The organism is Nitrobacter sp. MLSD-S21 (assembly GCF_058809865.1).
The window spans coordinates 570,646-583,738 of sequence record NZ_JBXASZ010000001.1; the positions used below are offsets into that span (position 1 = coordinate 570,646).

12 protein-coding genes are annotated in these 13,093 nt (G+C 59.8%); 2 read left to right on the top strand and 10 right to left on the bottom strand.

What is annotated here, in order from left to right; genetic code table 11:
- Window positions 1-96: 96 nt before the first annotated feature.
- Window positions 97-1,854, top strand: coding sequence for a methyl-accepting chemotaxis protein (locus AC1RT6_RS02865; RefSeq protein ID WP_079446886.1), 1,758 nt, complete (start codon window positions 97-99; stop codon window positions 1,852-1,854).
- A 66-nt stretch (window positions 1,855-1,920) separates the two neighbouring features.
- On the opposite strand, the gene aat is transcribed toward AC1RT6_RS02865, so the two are convergent.
- From aat to AC1RT6_RS02915, 10 genes are all read right to left on the bottom strand, one after another.
- On the bottom strand, window positions 1,921-2,595 hold the full coding sequence (aat, locus tag AC1RT6_RS02870) for a leucyl/phenylalanyl-tRNA--protein transferase (RefSeq protein ID WP_079446885.1): 675 nt from the start codon (window positions 2,593-2,595) through the stop codon (window positions 1,921-1,923).
- Window positions 2,596-2,830: 235 nt separating this feature from the next.
- On the bottom strand, window positions 2,831-3,919 hold the full coding sequence (locus tag AC1RT6_RS02875) for a sensor histidine kinase (protein WP_079446884.1): 1,089 nt from the start codon (window positions 3,917-3,919) through the stop codon (window positions 2,831-2,833).
- Window positions 3,916-4,356 carry a response regulator gene (locus AC1RT6_RS02880; RefSeq protein ID WP_079446883.1) on the bottom strand — a complete coding sequence of 147 codons (441 nt, stop codon included), beginning with the start codon at window positions 4,354-4,356 and terminating at the stop codon, window positions 3,916-3,918. Before AC1RT6_RS02880 ends, AC1RT6_RS02875 begins: the two co-directional genes overlap by 4 nt.
- A complete protein-coding gene (locus AC1RT6_RS02885) occupies window positions 4,353-5,885 on the bottom strand; it encodes a sensor histidine kinase (RefSeq protein ID WP_087881151.1) in 1,533 nt (510 codons plus the stop codon). Before AC1RT6_RS02885 ends, AC1RT6_RS02880 begins: the two co-directional genes overlap by 4 nt.
- Before the next feature lie 133 nt (window positions 5,886-6,018).
- Window positions 6,019-7,374 (bottom strand): acetyl-CoA carboxylase biotin carboxylase subunit, encoded by a 1,356-nt coding sequence (accC, locus tag AC1RT6_RS02890; protein WP_079446881.1) that lies wholly within the window; start codon window positions 7,372-7,374, stop codon window positions 6,019-6,021.
- Between the two features lie 25 nt (window positions 7,375-7,399).
- Window positions 7,400-7,885: an acetyl-CoA carboxylase biotin carboxyl carrier protein gene (gene accB / locus AC1RT6_RS02895; protein WP_079446880.1), complete on the bottom strand. Its 486-nt coding sequence runs from the start codon at window positions 7,883-7,885 to the stop codon at window positions 7,400-7,402.
- 45 nt (window positions 7,886-7,930) lie between these two features.
- Entirely contained in the window at window positions 7,931-8,392 is a 462-nt protein-coding gene (gene aroQ, locus AC1RT6_RS02900; RefSeq protein WP_079446879.1) for a type II 3-dehydroquinate dehydratase, read from the bottom strand.
- Between the two features lie 259 nt (window positions 8,393-8,651).
- Window positions 8,652-9,389, bottom strand: a complete 738-nt coding sequence (locus tag AC1RT6_RS02905; RefSeq protein ID WP_079446878.1) for a DUF1236 domain-containing protein — start codon at window positions 9,387-9,389, stop codon at window positions 8,652-8,654.
- Between the two features lie 175 nt (window positions 9,390-9,564).
- Window positions 9,565-10,329 (bottom strand): DsbA family protein, encoded by a 765-nt coding sequence (locus AC1RT6_RS02910; protein ID WP_079446877.1) that lies wholly within the window; start codon window positions 10,327-10,329, stop codon window positions 9,565-9,567.
- A gap of 38 nt (window positions 10,330-10,367) precedes the next feature.
- A complete protein-coding gene (locus tag AC1RT6_RS02915) occupies window positions 10,368-11,771 on the bottom strand; it encodes a M48 family metalloprotease (RefSeq protein WP_087881157.1) in 1,404 nt (467 codons plus the stop codon).
- Between the two features lie 133 nt (window positions 11,772-11,904).
- Here AC1RT6_RS02915 and AC1RT6_RS02920 point away from each other — a divergent pair, with 133 nt between their 5' ends.
- Window positions 11,905-13,092 carry a pyridoxal phosphate-dependent aminotransferase gene (locus tag AC1RT6_RS02920; protein WP_079446875.1) on the top strand — a complete coding sequence of 396 codons (1,188 nt, stop codon included), beginning with the start codon at window positions 11,905-11,907 and terminating at the stop codon, window positions 13,090-13,092.
- The last annotated feature ends 1 nt before the right edge of the window (window position 13,093 follow it).

Below are 13,093 nucleotides of genomic sequence, written 5' to 3' on the forward strand. Positions count from 1 at the left end.
CCTATTGCTCCGATCGGCCCGTTATCGTCGGCGATTCGAAACATTGCTAATCAGCCCATACGAGTGCCGCAGCCTAATTTTCTGGAGCTACTTACGATGCGTTTCATCGAGAATCTGCGAATCGGCACAAAGCTCGCGATCACATCGTTACTCAGCGTCGTTATGGTTGTCGCACTGATCTATGCTCAGATGAGCGGTAGCGATGCGGTGCGCCAAGCTAACGAGAAAGCAGGAAATCAGAATCTGCTCGCAAAGAAAGGCATCGAAGCGAAATCATCGACTCGCGGCATGATAATCGGAGTCCGTGATATTCGTCTCGCAAGCACGCGGGCGCAGCTGCTGGCTGCACAAGAAGATGTCGTTAATCATTACAAGGCTGCACGGGGATTCATCAGTGAAGCCCTTAAGCTTTCGAAGTCGGCCGAAAACCGTGCGAGACTTGAGAAGATGAATCAGCTTGCCGACCAGTATCTGAACAATGCGGCCAAGCCGATTGGCGCAGCACGCGGCGAATTGCTGGAGATCGAAGCAAAACAGGGTGCCGACATGAAGGCGGATGTCGGCGCAGGGCTTGCCAAGCTTGAGAATGAGGCTGTCCGACTGACGAAGGAAGTCGCCCTACCGACAGCGAAGGAGTTGGCCGAAGTCTCGGAGAAGGTCGTCGAGTTCGCCACGGGGCGCGTTGAAGAGGAAAAAGCAGCGGCGGCACGCGAAGGAGCGTCGGCTGAACGGATCTCGATGATGCTCGGTGCCGCGGTTGCACTGCTGCTAATCGGCGCCTGCGTCTTGTCGATCGTCACTATTGCCAAACCGATCTCGGCGCTGACCAAATCCATGCTGGAACTGGCCGAAGGCAATTTCTCGGTCGTGCTGCCAGGACTTGGCCGCAAGGACGAAGTTGGCGCCGTCGCTGCCGCCGTCGAGAGGTTCAAGGTCGTGTCCGAGCAGAAGGCTCGCGAGGAAGCCGAAGCGAAGAGGAATCAAGACGAGATTGCCACCCAGCAGCGGAAGGCCGACATGATCAAGCTGGCCGATTCGTTCGAAGCTGCCATAGGCGAGATCGTGGAAACAGTCGCGTCCGCCTCGACCGAACTGGAAGCCTCGGCCAGTACGCTGACTTCCACAGCCGAACGGGCCCAGCACCTGACAACGACGGTTGCGGCTGCTTCCGAGGAAGCATCGACCAACGTTCATTCAGTTGCCGCCGCAACCGAAGAGTTGGCATCGTCCGTCACCGAGATCGGCCGTCAGGTGCAGGAATCAGCGCGCATTGCGAATGAAGCAGTCGACCAAGCCCGTAAAACCAATGATCGCGTCGGTGAGCTGTCTCGTGCCGCGGGCCACATAGGAGAGGTCGTTGAGCTGATCAACACAATTGCAGGTCAGACAAACCTGCTTGCCCTCAACGCCACTATCGAGGCGGCTCGGGCGGGCGAGGCTGGCCGGGGCTTTGCGGTGGTTGCTTCCGAGGTGAAGGCGCTCGCCGAGCAGACCGCGAAAGCCACCGGCGAGATCGGCCAGCAAATTTCAGGCATCCAGGCCGCGACGCAGCATTCGGTCGATGCCATCAGGGAGATCGGCGGCACGATCGAGAAGCTCTCGGAGATTGCCTCGATCATCGCGGCAGCGGTGGAAGAACAAGGGGCTGCGACGCAAGAAATCTCGCGGAACGTGCAGCAGGCCTCGCAAGGGACCCAGCAGGTATCTTCCAACATTACTGACGTACGGCGCGGTGCGACGGAAACAGGCACAGCCTCGTCACAGGTGTTATCGGCGGCGCAGTCACTGTCCAGTGACGGAAACCGGCTTAAGCTCGAAGTCGGGAAATTCCTGAATTCAGTTCGAGCTGCGTAAAGACACTGGCACGCGCTGGGCGCGCCAAAGGCGTTTCAGTGCGGTCGATGGCAAGTGCCGAAGATGTCACCCGCGGCTGGCGATGATCCGGAGCGCTTCGGCGCCTGGTACCGGCTGGTCAAGCGGCAGCGTCCCGAAATCGGCGTCGCCTTCCAGCGCAACATCCAATAAGGCCCGGTAACGCCGGCGCGGGATTTCAATTGCACCGAATCCGCGCAGATGGTCGGTCACAAATTGGGTGTCGAGCAAGACGAAGCCTCCCGCGATCAATCGGGCGACCAGATGCACGAGCGCAACCTTCGACGCGTCCCGCACGACATGGAACATGCTCTCCCCAAAAAACGCGCGGCCGAGCCTGACGCCATAGAGGCCGCCCGCGAGTTGGTCATTTTGCCAGACCTCGACACTGTGACAATGGCCGAGTTCGTGCAGACCTACATAGAGTTCGCGAATACGACGGTTGATCCAGGTATTGTCGCGTCCAGGTTGTGGCGCGGCGCAGCCATCGATCACCGCGTCGAAGGCTGTATCGACGGTCACGGTGAAACTGTCTGATCGGACGGTGCGCGCGAGCCGCGACGGGACTCGGAAGCTCTCAAGCGGAATGACGCCGCGCATCTTCGGCTCGACCCAGAAGAGCGTCGGATCGTCGACACTTTCCGCCATCGGAAAAATGCCGCAGGCATAAGCGCGCAGCAGCAATTCGGGCGTGATCTCGGACGAGGCGGTCTCGCGGGACATCCAGAGTCTTATAGCAGAGCTCTAAGTCTACCGCGTCGATAATCTGCTAAAGCGCGTCCAAAAGTTCAGACTGTTTGCCAACAGATCCCGCTCGAACAAGCGGATACTGCACAGTGTTTTTGATCGCGCTATTTGCCTTGCCTGCAGTTCGCTTCTAATTCTGTGGAAACGAATTGAGCGCCGTTTTGAATCAGACGCCAGGTGCAGGCGCGTTTGCGGTTTGGTGCTGCCGTGCTCAGGCCGCGGTCGCAGATAAGGGTTCTGTGACTGGTGGAATTCCCCGGCGGAACCGCAACACGATACGCGTGCCTGCATGGGCCGGATCGCGTTCGGCTTGAGCGTCGAGCTTCTGCGCCATTGCGGAGACGATCCGCTGGCCCATCCCGGTCGAGCGCGGATCGGTCTTGGCATTGAGGCCAACGCCATCGTCGGCGATTGACAGCACGACATCATCCCCATTGGTCGCGAGTTCGACGTGGATGGGGCCGGGGCCATCGGGATAAGCGTATTTGACTGAATTCATCACCAGTTCGTTGACGATGATTCCGATGGCCACGGCACGGTCGGGATCGATCTCGATCGGTTGGGCCTTCAGGTCGAGACGTGACAGCTGGTTGCCTTCGGTGGAACGTCGGAGGTCCTCGAGCAGAGCTTCAAGATACTGGTTGAGCAGGACGCTCTTCAGGTCGTGTGAGGTATAAAGCCGACGATGCACCTGCGCCACTGCTGCCACCCGTCCCATTGCATTCGTAAGGGCGGCCTTGATGTCTTCCTCGGGGCTTGAGCTGGCTTGCAGGTGAAGCAGCGACGCGATGATCTGGAGGCTGTTGCCGATGCGATGATTGACCTCGCGCAGCAGCATCTCGCGCTCGGCGGCTAGCGCCGCATAGCGGTCGCGCGAGGCGCGGACCTCGGCTTCAGCCTCGTCGCGCGCTTTTCGAACGAGCGCTTGCCGGATCGCCACTTCAGCCGCGAGGTGCAACAGCGGAACGAATTCGCCGAGCGTATCTTTGACAAGATAGTCGGCAGCACCCGCTTTGAGCGCGGTCACTGCGATTTTTGAGTCTTGCGAGGCGGTGACGAACACCACGGGGGGCGCGTCGGGAATTGCCAGAATTCGTCTTAGTGTTTCCAACCCGTCCAGGCCAGGCATGTATTGATCGAGCGCTATCACATCGATGCCGCCATGCGCGATGCGTGCGAGCCCGGATTCACCGTCGGGTGCATGCTCCACGCAAAATCCATGGCGCGTCAGGCCGCGCTCCACCAGGCGAGCCAGCGCCTTGTCGTCATCCACGTACAACAGGGTAGGCTTGACTTTCATGGAGCGGCCTGAGGTACCTGGATGATGGAGAAAAACAGACCGAGCTGCCGGATCGCGTTGGCGAAACTGTCGTAGTTCACCGGCTTCGTAATGTAGACGCTGCATCCGAGTTCGTAGCAACGCTTGATTTCCTGAGAATCGTCTGTTGTCGTCAGCACGATTACTGGTGCGCACTTTAGAACTTTGTTTTCCTTCACGCGCCGCAGGATATCGATTCCGGTCATGTCAGGCAGATTAAGGTCGAGCAGGATGAGCAGCGCCTCTCCCTTATGAGGCATACCGTTGCCATCCGCCCCAAACAAGTAGTTGACGGCTTCCGTACCGTTGCTGAACGGCTTGATCTCATTATTGACACCGGAACGCCGAATATTGCGCTCAATCAGCCGGGCGTGCCCTTCATCGTCTTCGATCATGATGATGGTGACTGGCGTGGTCATGATTGTTTGTCCCGGTTGGTGCCGATCCATGCGACAGGAAGCGTAACGGTAAATGTGCTGCCGGTATTCAGCTCTGACGAGACCGATATGGTTCCTCCGAGCCTTCGCACCAATGCACGGACGTGTGCGAGACCGATACCCTGGCCCGGCCGGTCCTGCGGTCCCGCCCGGCGGAACAGATCGAAAATACGCTGGTGATCCTTCGGATCGATGCCGCGGCCGTTGTCTGTGATCTCAAAAATCGCGAAACCGAGCTTACGCCGACCTCGGATAGCAATATCACCGGGAACATTAGATTTGAGGTATTTCAAGGCATTGTCGATCAAATTGGAGAAAATCTGTTCGATCGCGATGCGGTCGCTGACAATATCCGGCAATGGTTCGACCCGGATCTGAGCGTTGGCCTCGGCGGCCTGATGCGCCACGGTGGATGCAATGCTCTCGATCAGGTCGCGCATGGTGATCGCAGAGGGATGAAATTCGCGACGGCCCTCGCGGGTGAGGCTGAGGATCGCGCTGATCAGCCGGTCCATCTTGGCGATCGACGACTTGATGAACCCGAGCGCCTCGGTGAAATCCTGCGACAATTGCTTGTCCGGTTCGTCGAGAACCGGTTCGGTGGCGGCCGCTGAATCTTCCGTCGCCGGAGGCGGGAGGCCGCCGGGCCGGCTCAGGTCCGCGATCCGTTTGAAGAGGTCGCCGCGCAGTTCCTCGAGCTCGCTGGTGAAACCCATAATGTTGACCAGCGGCGAGCGCAGGTCGTGGCTGACGATATAGGCGAAACGCTGGATTTCCTCATTGGCCTCGCGGAGGTCGCTGGTGCGTTCCTTGACGATGGACTCGAGATTGAGATTGTTATCGCGCAACTGGGCTTCGGCGACGTCGCGCGCGCGGCTTGAGCGTCGCACCAGGAAGATCGACAGCCCTGCGAACACCACGACCAGTCCCGAACCGATGCTGGTGATCGATGCCGAGAGCGACTGGCTTGCATCGGCCGATGTCACCCGCGCCGAGAACAGGCGACTTTCCTCAGCCCTCATCTCGCTGGCGAGGTTACGGATATGCCCCATGGTGTCACGGCCGGCCTCCTGGCGCGCGATCTCGGCAGCTTCGTTCTGCCGGTTCGCCAGCGTCAGGTCGATGCCCCGCCGCAACTGTTCGATCCGTTGATAGGTCTGCGGGATCATCTGCTGGAGCCGCTGCTGCTGATAGGGATTATCGATCGTCAGCGTCTTGAGCCGCTCGATACTCGGCGAAATCTGGCTGCCCGCTTCCTCGAAGGCGCTGCGGAATTCCGGCCTCTGCGTCAGCAGGAAGCCGCGCTGCGCGCTTTCGGCGCGCCGCATCTGCAACAGGGCCAGCGAGATTTCATTCTCGATTTCCATGCTGTGCAGAACCCAGCGTGCGTCGTGGCGTGCCTTGTTGACAAAATAGACGGACATCGCACTGATCAGCGTCAGAACCACCAGACCTGCCGTCAGCAGGATCAGCTGGCCAAGCGCAGTGCGTGACGATCTGGTGGACGTCACCGTGATCGCATCATGTTCGGATCGAGACAGTCTGAATCGCCCCCGCGCGGTTACCAGCTATTTGCTAAACGTCTCAATCCGCAGTCGGTTCCGCACTTCTGCCCTACATAATTTCAGTCCGGGCGGAGTGGGTTCAGGCTCCTGTCAGACCGCCGCTGGAGAGGTACTGCTCCAGCCAATGGATGTGGTAGTCGCCGTCGATAATGCTCGCCTCGCGAACCAGCGCCCGGAACAGGGGCAAGGTGGTCTCCACACCATCCACAACCATCTCGTCGAGTGCTCTGCGCAACCGCATCAAGCATTCGGCGCGCGTCTTGCCGTGAACGATCAGCTTGCCTACCAGCGAGTCGTAATAGGGCGGGATCACATACCCCTGATAAACGGCGGAATCGATCCGGACGCCGAGTCCGCCCGGCGGATGAAATTGCGTGATTTTGCCGGGGGAGGGACGGAAGGTGACGGGATTCTCTGCGTTGATGCGGCACTCGATCGCGTGGCCGCTCACGACGATTTCCTTCTGGGTGGCGGGAAGGTCGCCGCCGGCGGCGATACGGATCTGCTCCAGCACCAGATCGATGTCGGTGATCATCTCGGTGACAGGGTGCTCGACCTGAATGCGAGTGTTCATCTCGATGAAGTAAAACCTGCCGTCCTCGTACAGGAATTCGACAGTGCCGGCGCCGCGGTACCTTATCTCGCTCATGGCACGGGCAACGGTTTCGCCGATCTTGTTTCGGGCTGCCGCCGTCAGCGCAGGCGAGGGGCCTTCTTCCCAGACCTTCTGGTGGCGCCGTTGCAGCGAGCAGTCGCGTTCTCCCAGATGAATGGCACCGCCGCGGCCATCGCCAAGCACCTGAATTTCGATGTGACGCGGCTTCTGCAGATATTTCTCCAGATAGACGGAAGCATCGCCGAACGCCGCTCGCGCCTCGTTCCCCGCGGCCGAGATCGCTATCATCAGGTCGTCGGCTGTCTTGACGATCTTCATGCCGCGCCCGCCGCCGCCGGCGGCCGCCTTCACCAGTACGGGAAAGCCGATCGCCTTGGCAATCGCCATGGCGTCGTCGTCGGGACCGATGCCGCCATCGGAGCCCGGGACCACCGGAATGCCGAGCCGCTTCGCGGTCTTCTTGGCTTCGATCTTGTCGCCCATGAGGCGAATGTGCTCGGCCTTGGGACCAATGAAATGCAGGCGATGGTCGGCGAGAATTTCGGCGAAACGGGCGTTCTCAGACAAAAAACCGTACCCGGGATGTACCGCATCGGCGCCAGTGATCTCGCAGGCTGCCAGCAGCGCCGGGATGTTGAGGTAGCTGTCCTTCGTTGGCGGCGGTCCGATACAAACGCTTTCGTCCGCGAGCCGGACATGCATGGCGTCGGCGTCGGCGGTGGAATGTACCGCCACGGTCGCGATACCGAGCTCCTTGCAGGCGCGCAGGATGCGCAGGGCGATCTCGCCGCGATTGGCTATCAGGATTTTGTCGAACATTACTGCGTCCGCGGTTCGAACGGCGTCATTCAATGATGACCAGCGGCTCGCCGAACTCGACGGGCTGGCCATCCTCGACCAGAATCTGCGTGACGGTGCCCGACCGCGGCGACGGAATCTGGTTCATGGTCTTCATGGCTTCGATAATCAGCAGCGTCTGACCTGCGGCGACCTTGGAGCCGACCTCGATGAAGGGCTTGGCGCCGGGTTCCGATGCCCAATAGACCGTTCCGACCATTGGCGAAGGAACCATGCCCGGATGCTTGCTGATGTCGGCGACGCTCGCAGCCGGCGCGGCGGCAGGGGCGGGCGCAGCCTGATAGGCGGCCGGTACTGCCGCCCCGACGGTGACATTGCGTGCGACACGTACGCGAAGTCCGTCGCGCTCGATTTCAATTTCCGTGAGCCTGGTCTCGTCGAGCAGCGCAGCGAGCTCGCGGATCACATCGCTCTCCTCGCGCGGTTCGTTGCCGGTTTTGATTTTTGTAGGTTCTCCGGGCTGGCGGGACATGATCTCGATCCGAAACTTTCTGGGAAAATGACTGATATGTCAGGGTTACTTTTTCGACGAGCTCACCGCGCCGATTTTGGCGGCAAGGCCATTGATCGCTAGTCGGTAGCCATCAATCCCGAAGCCGGACAGGCTTGCGAACGCGGCTTTTGCCGTGAAGGAATGATGTCGGAAGTCCTCGCGCGCATGGATGTTGCTGATATGAACTTCGACGGTCGGAATTTTGACGGCAACGAGCGCGTCATGAAGTGCAATAGAGGTGTGCGAGTAGCCGCCGGCGTTGATGACGATACCGGCCGCCTGTTTTGCATGAGCCTCATGGATGAAATCGATCAGTTCGCCCTCACGATTTGACTGGCGGCAATCCGCAGCCAGTCCAAAATCGGTGGCCGTTTCGGTGCAAAGCTTTTCGACGTCAGCAAGGGTGGCGCGGCCATAGGTGTCCGGCTCTCTCGTCCCTAGCATATTAAGGTTCGGGCCGTTGAGCACGTAAATCGTTTTGGCCATCTGAATTCCCGAAACGGTCTCCGCCGCTGCGCGCCGGGGTTCGGGTCGTTATATGTAACAAGGGAGCCAAGGGGAAGCCTGAACACTCTCGGATTCGGCTTCAATATACCTCACGCTATTCGCGAGGAATCTTTTAGAACATACGGAAATTATTCGTTAACCAACGTGAACCTGGTACGGAGTGGGCGTCGCCCAGTTGAGCGGTCCCCCGCGGCACGGGTCCAGGATGGAGGACCCGCGCCGCCAATAGGAACTTAGATCAGGCATCCAGAACCGCTACGATCTCCAGGGTGCGCGGGTCCACGACAACAATCTCGTTGCGGACCAAGAAGAACTGATAGCCGCTCCAGGCCGGATAAATGTCAACGATTGCCGTTGGCAGAGGGTAGAAATTCACCGTTCGCGGCACCCGGGTTCCAACCGCAATCGAGAAATTGACATTGGTGACTGGCTGAACCCTTTCGTTCCTGATGACCGTTGTAATCTTGCTGCGTTGTTCGGTCGAAAGCTTGGCGCCGGAACTCGCCTGACCTGTGGTCGTGGTTGACTTCCTGTTGCTGTCGCCAGCGCTCTTGGAAGAGTCCGAATCCCTTCCGGTTCGCTCTGCGGAATTCCGATCGCGATCCTTGGACTTTCCGTCTCGGTCCTCAGCCCGCTGGTTTCGGTTCTCGTCCTTTCTATTGCGGTCCTCGCTCCGCATGTTCTTCTCAGATTTGCCGGGATCACTGCTCTGCGACCGCATGGAGTTCGACCTGTCGTGATCCATGTCGCTCCGAGCGCCTCGGTTTTCATGAGAGGACTTTTCGTAAGAGTCCGTCGGCTTCGCCTGCATGTCGGAACTCGGAGATGGCCGATCGGTCGCGCCGGACGTCGACGGTGCACTTTGCGAAGCGGCTGATCCGCCGCCGGCGCCTTGGCTCATACCTTGCGCGTAAGCAAATCCGGTTCCAGCAATCAACGCCGCAGCGGCGGTTGATACGAGAAAGTGTTTGGTCATCGCTGTCTCCTCAGTGCGTGGGATGCCTTCAACAACGGCGCGATGAGGAGCGATGTTCCGACGCAAACGTGGGTTTCCGGGGATTGTTTTATGAATGCCCGATGAACGGGCGATGGCGCGCGAACGACAAAGCCCCGTTCTACGGAGAGCACTGCTTTGAAGCAGGAGCAAGCAATCAGCAGGAGGCCTTGCCACAACGCGCCGTGTTTATTTTCTCCTTGAGGTTTTCGAGACCCACGGCGCCCACGACGACTTGCTTGCCGATGACGTAGCTTGGTGTGCCATTCATGCCCATGGACTCGGCAAGCTTGAAGTTCTCCTCGAGCGTGGCGCGCACCTCGGGGCTTGTCATATCCTTCTCGATCTTGGCGATGTCGAATCCGGCTTCCTTGGCGGCGGCTAGTGCTCGCGACTTGTCGGCCTGACCGCGGCCACCCAAAAGCTTCTGATGGAAATCGAGATATTTTTTTCCGGTGGGATCCTGCATTCGCGCCGCCACGGCAACCTGCGCAGCCTCAACCGAACTCTGACCAAGCACGGGAAACTCCTTGAGCACGACCTTGAGCTTCTGATCCGACTTCAGAAGTTCAAGCATGTCGATCATCGCGCGCTTGCAGTAGCCACAGTTGTAATCGAAGAACTCGACGAAGGTGACGTCGCCGTTTTTGTTGCCGAGCGTCACGCCGCGCTGCGAGTTGAAAATGGCGTCCGCGTTCTCCGTGACCGCGGACTCATGCTTTAACGCTTCGGTAGCCGCTTGGCGCTTGCCGAGTTCGGTCGAAACCTCTTCCAGAACTTCGGGATGGGCGAGCAGATAGCGTTTGACGATCTGTTCAATCTCGCCGCGCTGGCTGTCGGAGAAGCTCTGAGCTGACGCGGCGGGCGCTGCACCGAACGTGAGCGCAAGAAGGGCGGGAGCGAGAAAACGGAGAGAGGACATTGTCAAATCCTTTGAAAGGGGCAGCGTGGCGGAGCCGTCTAATCTTTCTTGTCCGGGAGCTTGGCTGAGACGATGTCATCCGCCTTGACCCATCCGGGAGTGCCGATTGCGAAACGGGTTTTTGCGCGTGATGCGAGTTCTCGCGCTGTCTTGTTGTCGCCGCGCAGAAACGCGGCCTGAGCCGATGCCAAATCGGCTTGTGCATAGTCGCCCTTGCGGCCGTAAGCTATTGCAAGCTGCATATAACCGAGCGGGGCCTCCGGCTCTCGTGCCAGCGCTGCCCGCAAAATTGCAATGGCTTCGTCGGCATTCGCCTTGTTATTGGAGGCCACGAGCGCCTGACCCAGCAACATTTCGATGAGCGGAGCGTTTTGCGAGAGCTTTACGGCTAGCCGCAGCGGCGCAATGGCCTCCGCGGGACGGCCTCCCTCGAGCAGGGCCTGCCCACGCACCTCGTGGAAATAGGGATTTTGGGGTTGCTGCTTGATAAGCGCATCGATTTGCTCGATGGCCGAGCGAAGATCGCCATGCAGATACGTGCTGATAGCATGTGCATAGCGGGCGGGCAGGCTGGTGTCGGACCGCGGATAGCGCCGGTATACCGTATCATCACGTTCCATGAACGCCGATATCTTGGCTCGTACCATGTCGTGGCGCATCTGCAGCGCCGGATCGTCCTTCTTGTCCCAATTGGGACTTGTCTTAACGAGTTCCGCTAGCGCGGCGACGCGGTCGGCCGGCATCGGATGCGACTGCACGTACGGATCAGCGCCGTGCGCAGCAAACAGGCTTTCGTCGGTGAATCGCTTGAAGGTTTCGTACATCCCCCGGGCGGATTGCCCGGTGGCGTTGAGGAATTTCACGCCAGCGCGGTCGGCGTTTTCCTCCTGCTGGCGCTGGTAGCCCAACAGGCTTCGGCGCGCGATCTCCTGAGGTGCGCTGATTGCGGCCGCGCCGATATTGCTGCCGGCGCTGTTGCTTCCGCGGCCGGCCCCGGCGGCGAGAGCGCCGGCGCCGAGAAGCATTGCGATGATGAGTTGAGTCTGGGTCCGAGCAAGCTGCTCGCGAAACTTGGACAGATGGCCACCGGCGAGATGTCCGGTCTCGTGCGCGAGCACGCCGATCAGCTGGTTCGGCGTGATCGATTGCATGATCGCGCCATAGTTCACGAAGATGCGGCGGCCGTCGGCGACGAAGGCATTGAATGACTTGTCGTTGATGATGACCATCTGAATGTTGTGCTTCTGTAACCCCGCCGCGTTCAGGATCGGCCGCGTATAGTCGCGCAGCAGTTGCTCCGTCTCGCTGTCCCGCAACATCGGCAGTCCGCTGGATTGCTGCGCATGGACCGGAATAGAGGTGCTCGCGAGCGCGCAGGCGGTGACCAGCGTAATCAGCTTCGAGACACGACGTCGTGCGGAGGTGAGGGGCCGCCGGGTCATCTCTTCTTTAGTCATTGCCTTCGGAATCATTGGCGCTGGTTCGAATACGTTGTATGTCCTAACAACCCGCCGAATACGGCGGTAACGCGGCCTTCGGTGATCGCCGCAGGCGAAAGCGCATTAACAGATTTCCATGGTCGATGCGACATCGAGAGAGCGGGCCGCCGGCGTGCTGACGGCATCTAGCCGCAGCCAGGTTCCACCCTTCATGGTCATGGACGTCATGGCGGCGGCGGCGCGGATCGAGGCCGGAGGCGGACACGTCATTCACATGGAGGTCGGGCAGCCGTCGGCGCCGGCGCCTCGAACCGCGCTGAACGCGGCTCGTGCCGCGCTGGAGCACGGCCGGATAGATTACACGTCTGCACTCGGTATCCCCTCGCTGCGGCAACGGATCGCGCGACACTACCACGAGTCTTACGGTTGCACGGTCAGTCCTGAGCGGATCGTCGTGACGACGGGATCATCGGGCGGCTTCATTCTTGCATTTCTTTCGATGTTCGAGCCGGGCGACCGCATTGCGGTGACGGTGCCGGGCTATCCGCCGTACCGGCACATCCTGACTGCGCTTGGCTGCGAGCCGGTGCTGATCGAGACATCAAGTGAAAACCGTCACGCACTGAGCGGAGAGGCGCTGTTGTCGGTACACCGCAAGACACCGCTGAAGGGAGTGCTGGTCGGAAGTCCGGCAAATCCGACGGGAACGATGATGTCGCGCGAGGCGCTGACGCATCTGATGACGGCTGCCGAAAGCGAAGGCATCCGCTTTATTTCCGATGAGATCTATCACGGTCTTGATTATGCGTTTCCCGCCGTAACCGCGGCTGAACTGTCACCGCGTGCGCTGGTCATCAACTCATTTTCGAAATATTTCTGCATGACCGGCTGGCGCGTCGGCTGGATGGTCGTACCGGAACAACTGGTGCGGCCGATCGAACGGCTGCAACAGAATCTATCCATTTCGGTGCCGATGCTGTCGCAGATCGCGGCTGAGGCGGCCTTCGCAGGCCGCGAGGAAATGGAGATCGTGAAGCGCGGCTATGAGGAGAATCGCCAAATCCTGATTGCGGGTCTGCCGCAGGCCGGCTTATGCGAATTCCTGCCTGCGGATGGCGCGTTCTACCTCTATGCTGACGTCTCGAAATTCACGACAGACAGCCATGATTTCGCACGCAAGATGCTGGAGGAGGCACACGTTGCCGTGACACCCGGCGTCGATTTCGATCCAGTCCGCGGCCGCTCGTTCTTACGATTTTCCTACGCCCGTTCGGCCGCCGAGATGCACGACGCTGTCGCGCGCATCAGGCGATGGCTCACTTAGG